Annotated in this window: 15 protein-coding genes; 5 read left to right on the plus strand and 10 right to left on the minus strand. The window is 37.4% G+C overall.

From position 1 onward, the window contains the following. Positions 1-29: 29 nt before the first annotated feature. The gene (locus tag ENH88_RS02035) at positions 30-761 is read left to right on the plus strand and encodes a MauE/DoxX family redox-associated membrane protein (protein WP_016900199.1); all 732 of its coding nucleotides are present in this window, start codon (positions 30-32) and stop codon (positions 759-761) included. Positions 762-977: 216 nt separating this feature from the next. On the opposite strand, the gene ENH88_RS02040 is transcribed toward ENH88_RS02035, so the two are convergent. Genes ENH88_RS02040 through ENH88_RS02075 form a run of 8 tightly spaced genes read right to left on the minus strand, consistent with a single transcriptional unit; the run spans position 978 to position 9,612 of the window. Continuing rightward, positions 978-1,304, minus strand: coding sequence for a DUF6488 family protein (locus ENH88_RS02040; protein ID WP_016900200.1), 327 nt, complete (start codon positions 1,302-1,304; stop codon positions 978-980). A gap of 25 nt (positions 1,305-1,329) precedes the next feature. Continuing rightward, positions 1,330-1,860 carry a hypothetical protein gene (locus ENH88_RS02045; protein WP_165724355.1) on the minus strand — a complete coding sequence of 177 codons (531 nt, stop codon included), beginning with the start codon at positions 1,858-1,860 and terminating at the stop codon, positions 1,330-1,332. 13 nt (positions 1,861-1,873) lie between these two features. After that, positions 1,874-2,569: a HupE/UreJ family protein gene (locus tag ENH88_RS02050; protein WP_165724357.1), complete on the minus strand. Its 696-nt coding sequence runs from the start codon at positions 2,567-2,569 to the stop codon at positions 1,874-1,876. Continuing rightward, a complete protein-coding gene (locus tag ENH88_RS02055) occupies positions 2,559-5,702 on the minus strand; it encodes an efflux RND transporter permease subunit (protein WP_182758724.1) in 3,144 nt (1,047 codons plus the stop codon). Before ENH88_RS02055 ends, ENH88_RS02050 begins: the two co-directional genes overlap by 11 nt. A gap of 9 nt (positions 5,703-5,711) precedes the next feature. Further along, on the minus strand, positions 5,712-6,950 hold the full coding sequence (locus ENH88_RS02060) for an efflux RND transporter periplasmic adaptor subunit (protein ID WP_182794240.1): 1,239 nt from the start codon (positions 6,948-6,950) through the stop codon (positions 5,712-5,714). An 8-nt stretch (positions 6,951-6,958) separates the two neighbouring features. Further along, positions 6,959-8,239 carry a TolC family protein gene (locus ENH88_RS02065; protein WP_182758726.1) on the minus strand — a complete coding sequence of 427 codons (1,281 nt, stop codon included), beginning with the start codon at positions 8,237-8,239 and terminating at the stop codon, positions 6,959-6,961. Positions 8,240-8,251: 12 nt separating this feature from the next. Then, on the minus strand, positions 8,252-9,226 hold the full coding sequence (locus ENH88_RS02070) for a M56 family metallopeptidase (protein ID WP_182758727.1): 975 nt from the start codon (positions 9,224-9,226) through the stop codon (positions 8,252-8,254). Between the two features lie 2 nt (positions 9,227-9,228). Next, a complete protein-coding gene (locus tag ENH88_RS02075; RefSeq protein ID WP_008467191.1) occupies positions 9,229-9,612 on the minus strand; it encodes a BlaI/MecI/CopY family transcriptional regulator in 384 nt (127 codons plus the stop codon). 95 nt (positions 9,613-9,707) lie between these two features. Here ENH88_RS02075 and ENH88_RS02080 point away from each other — a divergent pair, with 95 nt between their 5' ends. Next, complete coding sequence (locus ENH88_RS02080; protein WP_008467186.1) at positions 9,708-10,061, plus strand: DUF3147 family protein; 354 nt, start codon at positions 9,708-9,710, stop codon at positions 10,059-10,061. Positions 10,062-10,231: 170 nt separating this feature from the next. Here ENH88_RS02080 and ENH88_RS02085 read toward each other — a convergent pair whose 3' ends face one another. Both ENH88_RS02085 and ENH88_RS02090 read right to left on the minus strand, forming a co-directional pair. Further along, a complete protein-coding gene (locus ENH88_RS02085) occupies positions 10,232-11,608 on the minus strand; it encodes a DEAD/DEAH box helicase (protein WP_304178935.1) in 1,377 nt (458 codons plus the stop codon). Next, entirely contained in the window at positions 11,602-12,150 is a 549-nt protein-coding gene (locus tag ENH88_RS02090) for a hypothetical protein (RefSeq protein ID WP_182758729.1), read from the minus strand. The genes ENH88_RS02085 and ENH88_RS02090 overlap by 7 nt, the downstream gene beginning before the upstream one ends. Before the next feature lie 197 nt (positions 12,151-12,347). On the opposite strand from ENH88_RS02090, the gene ENH88_RS02095 reads away from it, so the two are divergent. The 3 genes from ENH88_RS02095 to avs1b all read left to right on the plus strand — a co-directional run bounded on the left by ENH88_RS02095 (position 12,348) and on the right by avs1b (position 19,761). Then, positions 12,348-12,656 (plus strand): helix-turn-helix domain-containing protein, encoded by a 309-nt coding sequence (locus ENH88_RS02095; RefSeq protein WP_165724362.1) that lies wholly within the window; start codon positions 12,348-12,350, stop codon positions 12,654-12,656. 144 nt (positions 12,657-12,800) lie between these two features. Further along, complete coding sequence (gene avs1a / locus ENH88_RS02100) at positions 12,801-13,985, plus strand: AVAST type 1 anti-phage system MBL fold metallo-hydrolase Avs1a (RefSeq protein WP_165724364.1); 1,185 nt, start codon at positions 12,801-12,803, stop codon at positions 13,983-13,985. Position 13,986: 1 nt separating this feature from the next. Then, positions 13,987-19,761 (plus strand): AVAST type 1 anti-phage system protease Avs1b, encoded by a 5,775-nt coding sequence (avs1b, locus tag ENH88_RS02105; protein ID WP_165724365.1) that lies wholly within the window; start codon positions 13,987-13,989, stop codon positions 19,759-19,761.

Here is a 19,761-nt window from a genome sequence, read left to right on the forward strand (position 1 = left end):
TTATAAGAATACGTAAAAGGGAGCTAAACATGAGTAAATCAGCAGAGCTTTATAGAATGGCAACAGATGAGCATATTTGCCCATTTGGCTTAAAGTCAAAAGACCTTCTAGAACGCGAGGGTTATGATGTTAATGATCACTTATTATCTTCTCGTGAACAAACAGATAAATTTAAAGCAAAGCACAACGTAGAGACCACACCACAAACATTTATTGCTGATAAACGTATCGGTGGTTATGACGACTTACGTGATTACTTTGATAAGCCAAAAGCTGGACAGCAAGGTACAACTTACACCCCGGTTATTGCAATCTTCGCGGTCGCATTTTTACTAAGTTTGGCATTTAGTTTTGCAATGGGTCATGGATTAATTTCCATGAAAACCGTGGAGCTATTTGTTGCGTTAACTATGGCTGTGTTGGCAATACAAAAACTTCAAGATTTATTTAGTTTCTCAAATTCATTTATCACTTATGACTTAGTGGCGATGAAAGTAGTGAGGTATGCCTATGTTTACCCATTTTTAGAAGCGTTTGTTGGTATTGGAATGATAGCTGGGTTGCCAGCATATAGTATTGCTCCTATTTCATTATTTATTGGTGGTGTTGGTGCTGTTTCTGTTTTTAAAGCCGTATATATAGATAAGCGCGAACTCAAATGTGCATGTGTAGGCGGTGATAGTAATGTACCGTTAGGCTTTATTTCACTTACAGAAAACCTGTTTATGATCGCTGCTGGGATATGGATGCTTGCCAGGTAGAAGGTAAAGTATTTAATTTAAAAATATAATGAACAGTTTATTTATGGGGGTACCTGACCCAGTCTAAAGTCTGAATTATCTCTTTGAGTCCAGCATCAATCTGTTCTGACACTTCGAAGACCTCACCAACTTCGATTGCTAAATAGCTAAAAGTGTTTTTGACGATAAATAGTTAATTGGCACTGTAAAAACTCACAGTGCCAATTAACAATTAGATTAGAAATCGTTTTTCGATTTTACATCTACAAGCTGACCATTTTTAGCTATTTTGAAATAAACTTGTTCACTATCATTTGATGCTTGGATAATATAAGTATCATCGCTCTCGTTTACGACAGTAAATGCTTCTGAAGAAATACCTTTCCAAGAATCATTTAGTTTTCCAACCTCAAAACCATAGTCTTTAAAGGCCAATTTCTTTATTGATTTAGCTGCAATACTAATAGCTTGTTGATCGCTAACGTGACCATGATCACTATGTGCTAGAACACCAGTACTCATTAATGAAATACAAACTAATGCTATTGGAATTAATCTATTCATTGTTTTCTCCTATTAAGTTTTAAGTTTATTGTTTTAAGCCAATTACTTTATATTGTCCTTTTACTAAAAGCTGTATAGCTACGGGGTTATCTGAGTTGTTTTTCCAGTACCAGCCATGTGAGCCCCCAAATGGGGCGGTAAAGCTGCCCTTCATTTCGCTTAAATTGGCAATTGCATAGCTTTCGAAGTAACCGGTTGTGTCTCCTGCTGGCTCTCCGTGTAAATCAAAATGTAAAGAAGCGCCATCGGTCATCCATTCGTAGGTCATTTTTTCATATTGTTGCATCTCAAATTTATATTCAACCCCGCGATTTGCAGGGATAGTGACTTCAATTGTTTGAAACTCATCACTGCCCACTTGCAATGAATCTGATGTTTTAAGTGGTTTTTGCGCTGATGTCTGAGCTATTTTAGTAACGCCCAGTTGTTTACCGAGCCCGGTTGGATCAATGTTATATTCTGCCGGAAGGATAAATAGCACAAAGGCGATTATCGCAACTAATGAAGCGGTGATACTGGCTTTTATAAGTGTTTTTGAACTAACTGTATGTTGCATATATTTCTCTAAATTAATTAATTATATAGCCGGTTAATTGAAGGCCGACTAGCATTAAGCCGGCACTCATTAACGCACCGTTGATAAATGTTGAAAAACGATGAAATGACGGCCGTTTACGCCACACATTAATGGCAATTAAGATAACTGCGAGCGCTAAAAATTGGCCAAGTTCTACGCCAATGTTAAAGGCAATTAAATTTGTCAGTAATCCATCTTCGGGTAATTGAAACTCTTGTAACTTGGTTGCTAAGCCAAAGCCATGAAACAAACCAAAAATAAGCACAGCCATTTTTGTATTTGGCTGCCAATTAAAACAACGCTTAAACCCACCTAAGTTATCAAAGCCCTTATAAATAACTGAAAAACCGATAATAGCGTCAATTAAATAGGCATTAATCTGAATATCGCCAAGCACACCAAGTAGTAAGGTTGTGCTGTGGCCGATGGTGAACATGGTGACATACAGCAATACATCTTTGCTGCGATATAAAAAGAAGATCACACCGATTAAAAACAATATATGGTCGTAACCGGTGATCATGTGTTTTGCCCCAATATAAATAAATGGCACAAACTGTACACCTTGGTTTTGCTCTAAAAAAGCGCGAGTACTATCATCGACTCCGTGTGCTAATGCCTCAAAGCTTAATAAAGCCAAAATAAGCATTAAAATCACTATGCTAAAGTTTATTATTTTAGTTGGCATCAGATCGCTCCAACGTTTCACTTTCAGTCAAAATAGACTCCTTTTCTTTGTGTAAAAGTCGATAGAGTGCGGGGATCAAAAATAATGTTAGTAAGGTCGATGAAATGATGCCACCAATCACCACGGTCGCTAGAGGTCGCTGTACTTCTGAACCAATTCCTGTATTAAGTGCCATAGGTATAAATCCTAATGAGGCAACCAGTGCTGTAGTTATAACTGGACGTAAGCGAGTTAATGCCCCTTCTGTTATCGCTTGATTAAGCCCCATCCCTGAGCTGCGTAACTCACGAATAAACGATACCATTACCAAGCCATTTAATATGGCGATACCAGATAAAGCAATAAAGCCAACAGCAGCAGATATTGAAAATGGAATATCACGCAACAACAATGCTGCAATTCCACCTGTAAGCGCTAAAGGCACACCGGTAAAAATAATTGCAGCATCTTTAAGTGAGTTTAAGGCTAAAATAAGTAAACCTATAATCATTAACAATGTAACTGGCACAACCACACTTAACCGCTCAGAGGCCGATTGTAACTTTTGAAACGTTCCTCCATATTCAATCCAATAGCCGGAAGGGATCGTAACTTCATTTTCAATAGTCGCTTGAATCTCACCAACAAAACTTCCTAAGTCTCGCCCTCTAACATTAGTGGTTACTACAATACGCCGTTTGGCATTCTCACGATTAATTTGATTTGCACCATTAGTTAGCTTGATGGTAGCTAATTCTTGTAATGGTATAGAGCTTCCATTTGGTAAGTTAATAGGTAAGTAACCCAACTTTTCAACATTACTACGTTGCACTTCTTCTAAACGAACGACAATATCAGAACGAATATCGCCTTGATAAAACTTGCCTGCGATAGCTCCTCCTAATGCGGTAGCTAACTGTGACTGAATTTGTGCTTTGCTTATACCAAACTGACTTAGCTTTTCAGTATTGGGTATAATTTCAAGCATAGGTAGACCTGTTGTTTGCTCAACCATCAAATCAGCTACGCCATCAACATTTGCAATCGCAGATTCAATTTCTTTTCCTAACGTAGCGAGTGTTTCAAAGTCATCACCAAATACTTTAATCGCTAATTCTGCGCGAACGCCGGCAAGCAATTCATTAAAACGCATTTGAATTGGCTGTAAGAATTCATATCTGTTACCTGGAATAGGCTCGACTAGTGCAGCTAACTCTTCTACTATTTGAGCTTTAGATTTATTTGGGTTTGGCCACTGATCTCGTGGTTTTAGAATAATAAAGTTATCAGCTACGCTAGGTGGTACTGCATCTGTTGCTACATCCGCGGTACCAATTTTTGCAAATACGCGTTCTACTTCAGGCATCTGCGTAATTTTTTCTTCCAAGACTTTTTGTAGCTCAATCGCTTGGCTTAAGGAAGTACCTGGAATACGAAGCGCGTGCATAGCGATATCACCTTCATCAAGATTTGGTGCAAATTCGCTCCCTAAGCGTGTTGCTTGATAACCAAAAAATGTCACAAGTAAACAAGCGATTAGTACTACTGCCCAGCGGCCTTTTAATGCTAATGCGAGTACTGGTTTATAAACACGGCTTAACCCCAGCATAATATGATTAGGTTTTTCTTTAATTGGCTTTTTAAATAATAGGGCGACCATTGCAGGCACAAATGTGATCGAAAGCGCCATTGAACAAAGCAAAGCAATCACAACCGTTAATGCCATTGGATGGAACATTTTTCCTTCAACGCCTTCAAGCGCGAAAATAGGTAAATAAACAACGGTGATGATGAATACACCGAATAAAGCGGGTCGAATAACCTCTCGTGTAGCCGTAAAAACAATATCTAAACGTGCTTTTAAAGAAAGAGGGGTATCACCTCTCATACTTAAACGACGTAAGCAGTTTTCGACGATAATTATCGTACCATCAACCAATAGACCAAAATCTAATGCCCCTAAACTCATCAAGTTTGCACTGACTCGCGTATGTACCATACCGGTTATTGTCATCAACATTGCAAATGGGATCACTAAAGCCGTTAAAAATGCGGCTCTGAAATTCCCCAGTAATATAAATAATACAACAATAACTAAAATGGCCCCTTCGAGCAGGTTAGTTTGAACAGTATTAAGCGTTTTATCTACCAGTTTAGTTCGGTCATAGACGGCTTTTGCAACTATACCTTCGGGTAAACTGGCATTGATTTCTTTTAACTTTTCACCCACGCCTTGTGCAACTGTGCGGCTGTTTTCTCCTATTAGCATGAACACGGTACTCATCACCACTTCGCGGCCATTTTGAGTAGCAGCACCGGTACGAAGCCCCTTACCATCACTTATAGTGGCAACATCTTTAATAAACACTGCGCTACCGTCGATGGTTTTAATGGGTAAATTTGTGATTTCAGTTAAATCAGCCACCTGACCAGGGACGCGAATTAACCATTGTGCACCGCTTTTTTCAATAAATCCTGTGCCTTGGTTTTGATTGTTTTGACCAATAATATCAACAACATCTGCTGAGGTAAGATTATAAGCCAGTAGTTTTTCAGGTTTAAACGCAATGAGAATTTCTCGCTCGTAACCACCAATAGGGTTTACTTCAACAACACCTGGCACCCGCATTAATTGAGGGCGAATTGTCCAATCATGTATTGTTCGTAAATCAATGGGAGTTACCTCACTACCGTCGGGGTTTTTAGCGCCAGGTATAGCATCAACCGTAAACATAAAAATTTCACCTAACCCAGTAGCTATCGGGCCAAGCTCAGGTAAAAGGTTTATCGGTAACTCGGAACGAGCACTAGACAGCCGCTCATTAACCAACTGGCGAGCAAAGTAAACATCGGTATCATCAGAAAAAATAGCAATAACTTGCGATAAACCATAACGAGACACAGAACGTGTGTTTACAAGCCCTGGTAGCCCAGCTAATGCATTTTCGAGGGGAAAAGTAACGCGTTGTTCAACCTCTAACGGCGTATAGCCTGGCGCTTCGGTGTTGATCATAACCTGAACATTAGTTATATCAGGTACTGCATCAATAGGTAGTTTAGTAAAATTCCATAAGCCTAATCCTGCAATGGCTAATACCATGACAAGAACGAGGATATTTCGCTTTATAGCAAAGCGTAAAATCGATTCTAACATTACGCTCTCCTAGTGATCGTGTGACGCGCCAGACTTTTCAATATCGGCTTTGATGATGTAGCTATTTTCAGTAACATACTCAGTACCAGCAGGCAGTCCACCTAGTACCTCTACCCATGTTGCATCTGAACGACCCAGCTCAAGCATCCTGACTTCATATTCATCAGCGACTTTTGTATACACGACCGTAAAATCACGAAAGCTCTGTAAGCCTATTTTCTTTACCGCTAAAGGAACTTCAAAAGAAGCAGTTTCAATATCGGCTTTAACAAAACTCCCTTCCAACAAAGGCTCAGCCTGTTGTGCCAACGTAACCCACACCATTCTTGCCTGATCACTTCTAACTTTTGGCTCTATAAATGATACCTTACCAGCAATATTCACAAGACTACCTTCTGCCTTAATGCTCACTAGAGTGCCTTGAGATACTTTGCTGTAATCGCTCGGGTAGACTGCTAATTTAACGACAGATTGACTCGCGTCTGTGATAACAAGCAGTTCTCGGTTATTCGTTTGCTCACCTGAATTAGCCATTTGTTTTGCGACAAAACCAGCAATAGGCGATTTTATCTCATAGGGGTTTAAACTTTCATTACTTTCAATCGTCATTAAAGTTTGGCCTTTATTTACTTTATCGCCAAGCTTTACATTTAAGTGTGTAATAACACCTTCAAAACGTGCAAAAACAGTGCGGTGCGCACTCGGCGGTAACCAAACCTGTCCATAAGCAGGGATCGTTTGATGAAGCTTTTGAGACCCTGCAATTGCAGTTTCAATCGCCATTGCATCTGCTACTGCGGGTTCGATTTTTGTTCGCCCCTCTAGGTTATCGTATTGCCAACGATATTTTTTTCCTTGGTAGCTCGCATTTACTGTGACAATAAAAGAGTGCGGTTCGTAAATTTCCATATCCCCACGTAAAAAGTCACTTTGGCTAATAAACTTAATATCATCAATCACATTACCTAATCGGGTTAACGTAACCGTTAATTCAACATCGTCGGGATTAATTGGGTTTTTATTATCCGTTAACCATACTCTAAACTCAGGTGGTACGCCTGTTTCGAAAATCGCTAACTCCAATGCGAAGCTTCCTTCACGAAGCATACGACCATTATGCGGCCCTTTTTCAGGCTCTGCTTGCTCTGTAGTAGGTGTTGATACTGCGCTAGCGGGTAAATGTACCCCCGCGCTGAGGCCGAGTAATACGGCAACGGTTATGGAGGGAATAAAGTTTGTCGTTTTCATAAATAATCTCATTGTTCTATCGATGCGCCAGTAAGACGCTGAATTTCTATATGCTGTAAATGTAAGCTTTCATAAGCGCTAAGTAGTTCTGATTGCGCGCTTAATTGCGCCAGACGCACGCTACTCCACTGGTTGTAATTCAATTTACCAACGTTAAATGCTTGTTTTGCTTGGGTAAGCGCGGTTTCTAGCGTGGGAATGATTTCATTTTTTGAGGTGGTAATTACATGAACAGAATGCTTAACTTCTTGAAGCAAAGCATAAAGCTGGCTATTAGCTTGTTGAGTTAAACTCTTCGCTTGCGCTGTTAATACATCTTGCTCGGCACGTAACTTAGCGACCGTTCCGGCATTGCTGCCAGATGCTCCCCACGGAATAGAAACACCGGCCACGAGCCCAAAGTCATCCGTAGATTCATAGCGACGTAAGCCTGTTGTGAATTGCCATTGTGGTTTTGCTTCAATTTGAGCTAATTCAATGTGTGATTGTGCAATACGTTTTTGACTTGCTAACTGCATCAAACGAGGCGCATTTTTAAAGCGCTCGAACTGTGACTGAAAATCTACAATTTTAGGTAACTGCAATAAGTTACCTGTAAGTGTAAAGTCAGTGCGAGGCTCTGCCCACAAGGCTGAAAGCTGATATTTTCCGCTAGCTATTTCATGCTCAAGATCTTCGACAAGTAATTTTTGTTTAATTAGTTCAGCTTTGGCTAAATTTTTATCAATAGCCAACGACTGACCAATACGAACTCGTTTATCTATTGCATTTACAACTTCATTCGCTTGTCTTACTGCCATTTTATTGAGCTTTAGTGCCTCTTCTTTCACCAGTAGTTGAATAAATTGCTTCGCAGTCATCGCGGCTAAATCAAGTGCAATAATTTGTTTATCTAAACGTAACTGCTCAAGTTCAGACTGGCTTGCTTTTACGCGACTATCAATTTGCTCTTGTTGCATCAGCCAAGAGAAAGTTAAGGTTGATTGCATATTTTGCAAACCACTATGCTCACCTGTCCCAAAAGCATCTTCAACCATTAAGCCTATTTGTGGTCTTTGGCCTATACTTGCTTGCTTTATTTTGCCTTGCTGGGCTTTATCTCGATAAAAGAAGCCCTGTAATTGCGGGTTGTTAGCAAGCGTAAATGAGATGGCTTGCTTTAGATTTAATGTTTGATAAGCCTCAGCACTTGCAAAACACGGCAGTGCTGTAAAAGCCATCAATACTCCCACAAAAAACCGACTACCAATCGGTTTTTTGTGGGTAAAATGACTACTAAATGATTTCATTTTAATCCTTACTTAGTGGATGAAAAAAGTTTCGATAAGATGGTGGACACTATCGACAGTCGACAGTGTGAATAAAGTGATAACCACAAAGCTAAACAAGGTGATCATTAAAAGTAGCTTAGGCGTAGTGGAGATTGGCATTAACAATGTTTGTATACGCTGAGTTATTTGTTCATTACTAAAATGACTCATGTATATATTGTCATTCGTAATATGTTGTTGTCGTTGAAATCGAGCAACATTAATAAGTGCTTGAGCCACATCTAATCCATCAAAACTTTGCGTTGCACCGACATCAGCGATTTGTTCTGTTAAAGCCGTATAAGATTGCTGTAACGCCGCGCGCGTTGACGCAGGAAAACACCAACCAAATAGACTAAACAGTGTTTTAAAAAGCGGATCTCGGGCTTTTAAATGTGCTAGTTCATGCTGTATGACTATGTGTACTGTTTTTTCATCAAGTGCTTGTAATCCGCTGGTTATATACACTTTTGGATTGAAAAAACCAACAGTAAATGCCTCTGGTACAAGGTGGTCAATAACGTGTACAGACTGGTTGGGATAATCTTTGTGAGGTTGAGTATTTGATAAAGCCAACAGACTGCTCATTGCTGAACTATGTCTATTAAGACTAAAAAATGCATGTACGCTAGCGCTTGTCATCAAACAAGCTGCTGATATAAGTAATACCGAATGCCAACTATAGACAGAGAAAACCTCTAGGTGATGCCAGTGAGCAACCCCTTGCAACCAATTAGACATTTGGTTTTGATGTGCCTGCCAAAATACAGCTGCACACAATAATGAGATCCACCAAGGGCTGCTAATAGTTAACCAAAGCATGAACTTACGCTCGGTAAACTGGAAAATAGTAAGTTTTTTACAAAGCGAGGTGTGGAAGAAGGAAATCAATATGATCACACAAATAAAAGCGGTCACCGCTGCGCTCGCTAGATTTAAAAACACGGCCCAATTTCCAACAATCATGTTTACACTTTTCCGCTTCGTAGTTTTCGCTGTTGCTCTATAAGCTTTTCGAGCTCATCTAATTGTGTATCATTAAAATTAGTCGAAGTAGAAGAAAATGCAGCAATTAAACTGTTTTCACCCTCTTCAACAAAGTCAGCTGTAATATCATTTATTAAAGTAGCTATAAGCGAGTTACGATCAACTTTAGTTCGGTAATTATAAGCATGACCCTGCTTAGTTCTGCTAAGAAGGCCTTTTTTATAAAGTCTTTCAAGGGTGCTTTGAATAGTATTGAGAGTGCAGCCACGTGTTTTACCTAAACGACTGTGCACATGCTTTGCATCCGCTTCTTTAGAAGACCACAAATATTGAAGTACTAGTTTTTCTAATTCGCCTAACTGCATAATCAAATATCTCTTAACAACATAGCCATATCATGGCAAAATAAAAACCGATAGGCAATCGGTTTTTATTTTTTATTTAAAAAGGAAAGTAATACATGGGTTGGATAATTTTTAAATACTTAGTGACAGCAGCAATTGTTGTAGCGGTTTCAGAGGTCGCAAAGCGCAGTGATAAACTCGGAGCACTAATTGTAGCACTTCCATTGGTAACCATTTTAGCGATGATTTGGTTGTACGTTGAAAAACAGCCGCCAGAGAAAATTGCGAGTCATGCCTGGTACACATTTTGGTATGTTGTGCCTACCTTACCGATGTTTTTAATATTTCCATCATTACTACACCGATTTGGTTTTTGGCCATCACTCGGCCTCAGCGCCTTAATAACTTGTTTTATTTTTGGAGTGTTTGCATTCGTCGTTAGTAAATTTGGAATAAATTTATTACCCTAAAAGTTGTTTCTGAAATTAATAATATGGTGAAATCAAGGATGTAGCTGAGGCAATAATTTCGATACTTATCTCTAAAAAATTTCCCATTACTTAGCAGAGTCAAATAAAAGCTAGCCTTATTTATGTACTAAGAGTGATAATATAAACAGAATATGGCTCATTTTATGGAACTATAAAAATGCTTCTATAACTCTAGTTCTAAGTGATTTAATTTGTATACTGCTTAATGAACAACCTGAAAGCAGCTCATCATAAGCTATACCGCGTTCTGAAGTTAGGCCCCCTAGAACGAGTTTATCAAGGGTTTCTTTTAACTTATTATCCCTGTTTATCTTTGGCGATGTTAAAGGTCTAAATATATCTTCTCTCACCAAGATTGTGTCACATTCCATATCAACATAAGAGCAACTATCTGGTATATCAATATTAATACGCTCAGCAAACTCAACTAAGCTTGTTTCTGCAAATGTGAATAACCATGCGAATTCAATTTTACCTTTGCCAGACCTAAGAATGCGCCCTAGAACTTGCCTAAAATACAACTCTGTTTTTATAGAGCTTAAATGACAGCATACTTGTAGCCTAGGTATGTCGGTCCCTTCACTGATCATACCAACACTAACAATCCACTGTTCAGTAGATGACTTAAATAAATTAATTTTCTGTGTTGAATTATCGTGTAAGTAAGTAACTATGGTTGACGTTTGATTAAATTCTTCAATTAATAAACTATTTATCATTTCAGCGTGCTTAACTGAAGACGCGACAACTAAGCCTCCGGCAGTTGGGTTTGAAGCTCTTATCTCCGACAATTTTAATACGGCTAACTTTAGTAAATATCTAAGTGCAGAGTCATTATTAAGCACCTCTTGGTACGTTGAGTGAGCTTGCCTAACAAATTCAGCTATAGACCCATATGTATCGTGACCATCCGAAATATTATTGCTATCAACTAAAACTATTTTTGGCTCTCTACACACATTATCTCTAATGGCCTGACTCAAGCTGTATTGATAATCGCATATCAACTCACCTTCTGCAGAATAGTTCACTAAAGCGATAGGAAGAGCGTCTGAGCGCCAAGGAGTGCCTGATAGCGCAAGCGTGTAAGTTGCAATATCCTGTAAATGGAAAACAACTCTCTCACCCCACGTATTGATTTTAGATTTATCTTGCGAGAACGAGCAATGGTGTATTTCATCAAAAATAAAAAATGTACGGTATTTACTTAGCCCATCCCAGGTACTTTGAGGAATGGAGCATAAACTTTGATAAGTCATTGAAACACCTACAGCCGTAAATGAGCCATCAAATGAACACCCAATTATTTTTCCAAATGTTCTTTTGATATTATTAGCCACTTCAACCGATGGTGAAAAGCAGATCACTCTGTCTATCATTTTTTTATCAAATAACGTTTTGGCCAATGATGCTGCCATTATTGTTTTACCAGCACCTGGAGTAGCCTGACATAGAAAGTGCTTATCACTAACAGCGTATTTCTTTACCGCTAACTCAACACATTCTTTTTGCCAACTTCTCAACATTGCCGTGCACCATTATCCAAAGAGGCCAATACAGTAGTTAAAGCGTTAACTTTTCCTAATAACTTAGCTGAATTATTTTTAGCATCATCTAATGCAGAGTAGAACAAGCTAAGGTGCTCAGGGAATCGCTTTTGTAGAGCTTTATATTCATCAACTTCCCCTAATAAAATTGCAAGCTCAGCCTCAAAGTGTTTCTTTTCATTTAATAAGGTTTCAACAAGCGGTGATGCTTGATTATCAGTATTACTGCTAATTGATTTTTCTTGTTCAATTACAACCTGTTTCGCCACAAACGTAACGTTATTAAACAGCTCAGTTTTAAAATATTTTTTATGGCGGCCACTTCCTTTTGAATTTAGGAGTTCCTTCCGCTCAAGAGCTGTCGTTTGTCTATAAATGAATTTACGTGCCTCATCTATATCTTGATATGTATCAGTTACGGTTAATAACTCATCCCTGAGCTCGACAATTGTAAAGCCATTGCACTCTTTTTCGATCAAAAGGGAATAAATATGTTGGTTTAATTTGATAACGTGGGGCATTTCTTATACTACAACAATTAAGAAAACTTAGGGTTGCTAAGTATATAGAACAATGCAAAACTTAGAAATACTAAGTTTTATGCTTGAGAGTGATTTTAAGAACATACCCACAAATCAGACTTAGGATTCCTAAGTGTACAAACTATTGTAAAACTTAGACAATCTAAGCTATTAGAGACTGAAAAAATGATACTTTTGTGTTCCAAAATCCAATCCCAATTAGACTCAAACAAGCCCGCGCTAAGTCAGGTATTACTCAAAAGCAGCTGGGGATACTTATCGGTATGGATGAAAACTCAGCGAGTGGTCGCATGAACCACTATGAAAAAGGCCGTCATATTCCAGATTTAACGACTCTAAAAAAGATCGCTGATGAACTAAATGTTCCATTGAATTATTTTTTCTGTGAAGATGAGACAACAGCAGAGCTAGTAATTGAAATATCAAAGTTAGACACGGAGAAAAAGCTTGAGCTAATCAAGGAACTCAAAAAATCAACTAAATAACTAAAGTTTAAGAATAAACAACCTGATACTAACTTGATATTTTTGGATTAAGTGCTGCGCCAACACATTAACTTTTATAACAATTGATCTGAGAGTATATTTTTAACAAACAAGAATTAAAAAAATCAATAAAGGGAAATTAATGTGAAAATTAAAATGTACCCAGCCGAAAATGGAGATGCATTTTTGATTTGCTCTTCCGATACTAATATTTTGATCGATGGCGGTTATGCAAAGACCTTCGATAAACACATAAAACAAGATCTCGATAACTTAGCGAGTAAAGGTAATATTCTAGATTTAGTTATTGTAACTCATATTGATGCTGATCATATTGGCGGAATTATCCGACTTTTATTACTGAACGAAAGTAAAATATTAAGTAAAGTTATCTCGATCAAAAAAGTTTGGCACAATAGTCTTCGAAGCCTTTCATTACCAAATAGTTCTGAAATTTCACAGGAAAGCTTAGAAATCCTGAAATCGTTCATAAGAAGAGGTCACCCCAAGAATTTAATTGCAGAAACTGAGCAAGTAGAAGAAATTAGCGCTAGACAAGGCAGTACACTAGCAACTTTGATAAATAAAGGTCGATATTGTTGGAATGAGAAACATGGTTTAAAAAACATATGCGTAGAAGAGAATTCATACACATCTCTTCCTAATGGTTCAATAAAAGTTATAACCCCTACAAAGTTAAGACTACAAGAACTTCTACACTCATGGAAAAAAGAGCTAAAGCGTTATGGACTTACTGAATCTGTTACATCAAATACAATTGTCGATGATGCATTTGAGCTAAGCTTAGAACATAGGCAAGAAGAAAATACCAAGCTCCCAGAATTAACATCTTCTGGCCAAAATATAAAGCTTGAGGATATATACTCACCTGATGAGTCAAAAACAAATGGAAGTTCAATTGCAACTATAATTGAGTTAGACGGTGTTAGAGTACTTATGCTAGCTGACGCTTGGGCCGAAGATATTATAGTTGAATTAAATGCAATGAAAGCTCAAGGCGATAACTTAGAGTTTGATGCAATAAAAATATCTCATCACGGTAGTATCCACAACACCAGCCCAGAGCTCCTAAAATTGATAGATGCACCGGCATTTTTTATTTCAACTAATGGTAGTGGAAATCATAATCACCCCGATTTAGAACCCCTTTGTGCAATCGTTGATAGAGAAGCGAATTTTATGAGAACTATTTACTTTAACTATTCAACCTCAGCATCTAGGAAGCTTAAAAACTATCAAACAACCACTGGAGCAACTTTCACAGTTGTAGAAAATGCTACAAATTGGATTAATATCAAAAAGGATTAAGATGCTAGATAAAACAGCACAATCAGCGACATGTAGAATTCAATGTGGTGAGGAGTCAGGAACTGGCTTTCTTGTGTCTTCAAAATTAGTATTGACAGCAAGCCATTGTTTGGAAGATCCGACTGAGAGTAACAATGAGGTTGATGTTGTTTTTGAATATGGCACAACCAAATTACCTCACAAAGCAAAAGTGCTGGATTATGATGAGAGCTTAGATGTAGCTCTATTAGAGCTCGACTCAGAACCCGACTTAACTCCGTTAACTATCAGTTGTCAGATGCCACTAGATGGTTCAAAGTTCTACTCTTATGGATGGCCAGTAGCTAAACTAACAATCGGTCACCGTTTAGAAGGAAAAATAATCCAAACTTTTGAAGCTACAAAACTAAAATCTGACATCGAAATTAGTATTAACCAAGAATTATCTCTAAGTAGTTATAAAGGCTTTTCTGGAGCTGCTTTAATATGCGATGAAGCTTGCGTTGGAATAATTCGAGTTTCAATTGAGAAAACATTACATGTCATTTCAACTTTCACACTACGACATTTTTTAGCTCAAAATGATATTCCAATAACACAAGAAGAAAGTTTGTCTAATAATGAAACCATAGCTTCACGATTTGAATTCGTGAAGCAGTTTGATGAACTACTCACCAAAAATTGCAATAGTTATAGGTTCATTAACGGCGCTCATGGGATAGGAAAATCCACTTTTTGTGATACTTACTCCCCATTGAATGACTCACTTGAACACTTCGCTACTTATTGCTTTTCGCAAAGTCAGAAGTCCAAAAATGCAGTACAGCTAGCACAGCCTATAGAGTTCTTTAATTGGCTAAATATGCAAGTATCAAAATTAATAAACGGGACTCCTATAAGGACAGATAACTATGATTACCACAGGTTAATAAAAGAAACAGAACAGCTCCTTTCCATAGCTTGCAATAAATATGATTTAAATAAAAAAGTAGGTATTTTATTTATTGATGGGCTTGACGAAATTTCTCGGCATGACCCTGCTTTATTAAGTAAGTTCATTGGGCTTTTACCAATACAACTACCTAAAGGCTTGATTATTGTTCTAGCAGCCCCTAACTATGAACAATTTGAAGCTCAATTGGGACAAAGGTTGAATAAAAGTTTATGTATTTCGCTCCCTCCCCTGAAATATAATTCAGCCCAAAGTTTCTGCTATACCAACCTATATAATGAATTTGCAGTACCTAAAACTGTAAACTTAATTTGTGAAAGAGCTCAAGGACACCCTCTATACCTTCGCTATTTAATAGACCTAGTAAACTCAGGATTAACTAAAAAAGAGTTATCTGATTTCCCCCTGATTGATGGAACAATCCGAAATTACTACGATTTACTTTGGTCACAGTTAAAAAACGATGAAGCTGCGGTAAATCTATTAGCAATTGTTGCTCGATTACGATGGGGGATTCCTATTAGTTTCTTTTCGGAGATTTTAAATAAAAGCGAACAAGCTATTCTAATAAGTACTCATAGTAGAATAAAACACTTACTTTTAAATGAGAATGAAACAACCGTCTATCACTCATCATTTTCAGACTTTTTGGTTGAAAAAACTCAATTGCTTGAGAAGAGTATTCAACTGAGACTATTTGAGTTTTGTGAAAAAAATCAAAAGAGTCAATACGGCTTACTTAATTTAATTTATCACGGCCTCAAGATAGAGAATGATGATAAATCTCATGTAATTCTATTATGTAATCAAAGTTGGGTAGATAAATGTGTCCTACAAGGAGTAGAGCCTGACACTTTGCAAATTGATATTCATAAAACCTTAGAGGCTGCAACACTGTTAGGTGATTTAGCTGAAACAGTTCGAATATTATTATTGTCCCAAAGAATTAATTTCCGCTATAGCGTTTTATTTGCTCAATCAGCTAGTTTGACAGCTGGAGCACTTATTTCTATTGGGAAACAAGAAGAAGTTTTGCAACATGTAGTTAGGTATGGTCAGTTAATAATACCTCCTCAAGAATCTTTCAAAATAGTTTTACACCTCTCGAATGAAGAAGCTAATCAAGAAGCTCTCAATCTAACAAGAACTACAGAGATGTTTATTGAGGACAAGTTTGAAAATTTATTAAGTGGAGATGGGATTCCATATGACGAATTTATGAACTTCTTTAGCTTGTACTCTCAACTTTTCATGCTTAAAACTCGACTTGGTGACGAATCCGCTTATAAGAAGTTCGTGAACTTTCAACTTTATTGGTCGGAAGTTATTTCATCCAACGCAAAAAATAAAGAGTATAGCGATGCGTTCAAAAACGAAATGGTAGCTAACTCCCAAGCAACCGCAATGTGCCTACTGGAACACTACGTGCCTATTTCAGAGCTACGCAAGATCTATCGAGGTCCTATCAGTGACTACACAGGAATTATTTTATCCTCGATTCCTATTTATTTTGAGTTATGTCGCTATTACGGCTTAACTGCCAATAGAAGTATACTTACAGTAGTTTTTAATGACCTTCTAACCATCATTGCTGAATGTGGTGGTGGAGTTAATAAACTAAATAGTGTAGCTACTAGCGCTCTTTTAACTCTCAATGCGCCAAAAGAAATTATAGAAACCTTTAGTAAAGAAATTGAAGAGTTGAGCTCCTTTACCTTCATCGGAGAAGACGGAATCACGAGTGATGAATACCTTTTCATTCAAAACATGTCTGACTGGCGACTAAAAGCATATGCTAAAACTTGCTTTAAATGTCCGAATTTTATCCCATTCACTAATAACAACTGGGAAGAAAGCATAAGCTCCATCTGTAAAATAGTTGCTTGGTGTAGTGGCAAAGCAAGAAAATACAATCAAAGTAGTGATGCTAAAGAGCTAGAAAATGTATGGGATATACTCAATAAAAGCGTTATTGATAATATAAAGTTTGTTTTGTCAGAGCGAGAGCAATGGCAAGATTCATATAACATACCTGAGGGTATTTTCCCGCTAATTTACAAGGAATTAGCTGAGACGATATCTCAAAGTTTTGAAAACAAAATTAGCTATTTAATAAACCATCTTAATACTCAGTTTGATACTCAATATGGAATATATTCAGAGGGATTTAGAAGAATACTTAAGAATACGATTGAGTGTTTAACGAGAAAAAAAATAGATTCTCAATCAGAAGATCTTGTTTTCAATTTAGTTCATCAATGGAACAAGTATGTAAGTCAAAATCTTAAAAATAGATATGAACTGATCCCTGAGCTTTTAGAAATAATTGCTTTATATAAAAAATTAGACGCACAAGAGGAAGCAAAAAGAACCTATGAGAGAGTTTTATCTCTTTCAATGGGGCCAAGCTGGTATAAAGAGGACCAATTTGGTTTATGCATTACCGCACTCGAATCTTTAAGTACTACTTCGAACTTAAAACATGAAGTTATCAAAGATATTGCAGGTATACTTGACGCAGCTAGCGGAGAAATGACTTTTCAAAGATTTGTTAGATACGCCAAAAGAGATCTTATTGGTGCCTTGTGTGTAAAAGGTAAGTATAAAATTGCTGTAGATTACTTTATTACACAAACATATGGCACATTAGAACAGATGCACATCGAAGTCACTCGAGATAACATTGACCGGCTCAATGAACTTAGGGGATCTCGCTTTCCTGGCAATGCTCTTGACGAGCAAGATTGCATAGTATTGATTGTTAAAAATATTTATAAAGTTGCTGACTGGCAGCTTTGCTGGGCTCTTCTAGAATGTTTTCAATTTGGAGACGATCGCCATTATAGCAGCTTTACCCAAGCATATGGATTAATCTTAAATAATATTTCAGATGACCAAAGTTCAGTGAGTAAAGCTTTTGATAGATTAGAAATAATCTGTGAGTCAGAATTTAATGACGAATTAAGTAAAGCTCAGTTTATTAATACAATTTTTTCAATTATTTCCGAGGGACTCAGAGAGCAGTTTGAAACAAAGTTTCAAACTGAATTAACTCTGATCAATGAGATTGAAAAAGAGGAAATTACAGATAATGATGAGTCGTTAGCTCCAAATGCTGATGTGCATAAAGATGAAAACTTAGGCCGTAACTCTGATGATATGGTTATTCCTGGTATATTTGGTAAACAGTCAGTAACCCAAATTGCAGAGAAGTTATTAGATAACGCTGAGAGTTTACTTCGCCGAAATAATTTCTCGAGTGCAACAAGTAAAATTTTAGCAGGGATGGAGGCAATGCAAGGTGGTGGTTGGACTATTTGGGGAGAAAGCCTATCAACAACTAGCAGAAGTCGTTTTCTATTGGCACAAACCACCGACTCAGTCCCAGAAATAGTAAAACTATTTTCTTCACTTATTTTAAATGAAACAAACACTCAGCGCTGGCAAATAGCTGAAGGGCTAGTTGATTGGCTGGGGAAGCGGTCATCACATGACATACAAAATAAACTACTAAAGTATACTATTGAGCATATCAATATAATAGTCGGAGATACTTCAGAATACATTACTAGCTACACAAAGGAAAAATCAAATAATAAAGTGGGGAGTAGTCTTGAGGAAAGTCTAACACAACTTTTATGCCATACTCTTAACCACCCTGCTTGGCTAAGAAGAGAAAAAGCAGCTGAGTTAACATCTTGGCTATCAAAATCTTATCCTTCTTTTATTAAATTTTTCAGCCCAAAAGCATTCTCTATGGACTCAGGATCACACTCAGATATTATTTGTGGTGCAATTGAGCTAATACCTTTTAATCTAAAGTTATGGGATCAACTTGCGGACACGCTAGATTTTGAATCTATATTAAACAACTGTAGACACACAGGGAGGTATTCTGTTTTAACTAAACTAGCTAATAAAGCTGTAATACAGGAATCTCAATCAGCACAAGATGCATTAAACATACTTAGGCATCGTTTTAATAAATATAATTCTTTAAATCATGATGAAATAGAGTTACCAGAATGGGCTGAGACTATCAAGTATGAGTGGGATAAACTTGTTCAATATGGTGCTATAAATAATGAAGTCGTAGCTAAAGCCGAAAAGATGATGAGGGAGATCTGCTCACCATTACCAATTGAAAAGGCTTTAGAGTTGGAAGAGTTATTGGCTGAAGGTTACTCTAGTAGCACTACTCCTCCCCAACGTTGGAAGGATAAAGTATTTTATGTATTCCAAGTAGCGCTTACTGATAATGCGTCTGAAAAGAACTATGAATACATAGGGAGTCTATTTAGACAATATAATCCTAATTCACTAACCAAAGAACGCATCATCAACTTTAACTCTCCTGTTGATAAATGGTTTAAATCTAATAAAATTACTCCAGTTCATGAAGGAAAAGTTTATTTAGACTACTGTGAGAGACTATTGTTAGAAGGTGAGCTAAAGTTTGTTAGACTAACAGCATATATTGCAGAGTCACAACAAAGCATCCCACTGATTTCTGGCAGATTTTTATCTACCGAACAAATCAATCAATCCAGTGTAAGTGACCTTGACACCTGCGCTAATGTGGTAGCCAATCCTGCATATTTTGGAGGGTTTACACCTGCAAACCCCGCATATCATTTTATGCAAATTACCAATATTAATAGCTCTGACATCACAAGAGGTTACTGGAAGTCAGGTCGTGTATTGGATGACTATAAAGGAGCACCGATGAATGAAGGGTGCTTCCTTGCTATAAATGAAAAGTCTTTCTATCGCGCTATTAACACTAACATTATTTGGCGGTTAGAAATTGATTTCAAAACTGTTGCACATATAACCTACAATTAA

Origin of the sequence: Pseudoalteromonas prydzensis (genome assembly GCF_011050055.1) — a bacterium.
Taxonomy (GTDB): Bacteria; Pseudomonadota; Gammaproteobacteria; order Enterobacterales; family Alteromonadaceae; genus Pseudoalteromonas; species Pseudoalteromonas prydzensis_A.

What these genes read in the sequence shown, in the direction of transcription:
- ENH88_RS02035 (WP_016900199.1), top strand. Translation starts at nt 30, where the DNA reads ATGAGTAAATCAGCAGAGCTTTATAGAATGGCAACAGATGAGCATATT.
- ENH88_RS02040 (WP_016900200.1), bottom strand. Translation starts at nt 1,304, where the DNA reads ATGAATAGATTAATTCCAATAGCATTAGTTTGTATTTCATTAATGAGT.
- ENH88_RS02045 (WP_165724355.1), bottom strand. Translation starts at nt 1,860, where the DNA reads ATGCAACATACAGTTAGTTCAAAAACACTTATAAAAGCCAGTATCACC.
- ENH88_RS02050 (WP_165724357.1), bottom strand. Translation starts at nt 2,569, where the DNA reads ATGCCAACTAAAATAATAAACTTTAGCATAGTGATTTTAATGCTTATT.
- ENH88_RS02055 (WP_182758724.1), bottom strand. Translation starts at nt 5,702, where the DNA reads ATGTTAGAATCGATTTTACGCTTTGCTATAAAGCGAAATATCCTCGTT.
- ENH88_RS02060 (WP_182794240.1), bottom strand. Translation starts at nt 6,950, where the DNA reads ATGAAAACGACAAACTTTATTCCCTCCATAACCGTTGCCGTATTACTC.
- ENH88_RS02065 (WP_182758726.1), bottom strand. Translation starts at nt 8,239, where the DNA reads ATGAAATCATTTAGTAGTCATTTTACCCACAAAAAACCGATTGGTAGT.
- ENH88_RS02070 (WP_182758727.1), bottom strand. Translation starts at nt 9,226, where the DNA reads ATGATTGTTGGAAATTGGGCCGTGTTTTTAAATCTAGCGAGCGCAGCG.
- ENH88_RS02075 (WP_008467191.1), bottom strand. Translation starts at nt 9,612, where the DNA reads ATGCAGTTAGGCGAATTAGAAAAACTAGTACTTCAATATTTGTGGTCT.
- ENH88_RS02080 (WP_008467186.1), top strand. Translation starts at nt 9,708, where the DNA reads ATGGGTTGGATAATTTTTAAATACTTAGTGACAGCAGCAATTGTTGTA.
- ENH88_RS02085 (WP_304178935.1), bottom strand. Translation starts at nt 11,608, where the DNA reads ATGTTGAGAAGTTGGCAAAAAGAATGTGTTGAGTTAGCGGTAAAGAAA.
- ENH88_RS02090 (WP_182758729.1), bottom strand. Translation starts at nt 12,150, where the DNA reads ATGCCCCACGTTATCAAATTAAACCAACATATTTATTCCCTTTTGATC.
- avs1b (WP_165724365.1), top strand. Translation starts at nt 13,987, where the DNA reads ATGCTAGATAAAACAGCACAATCAGCGACATGTAGAATTCAATGTGGT.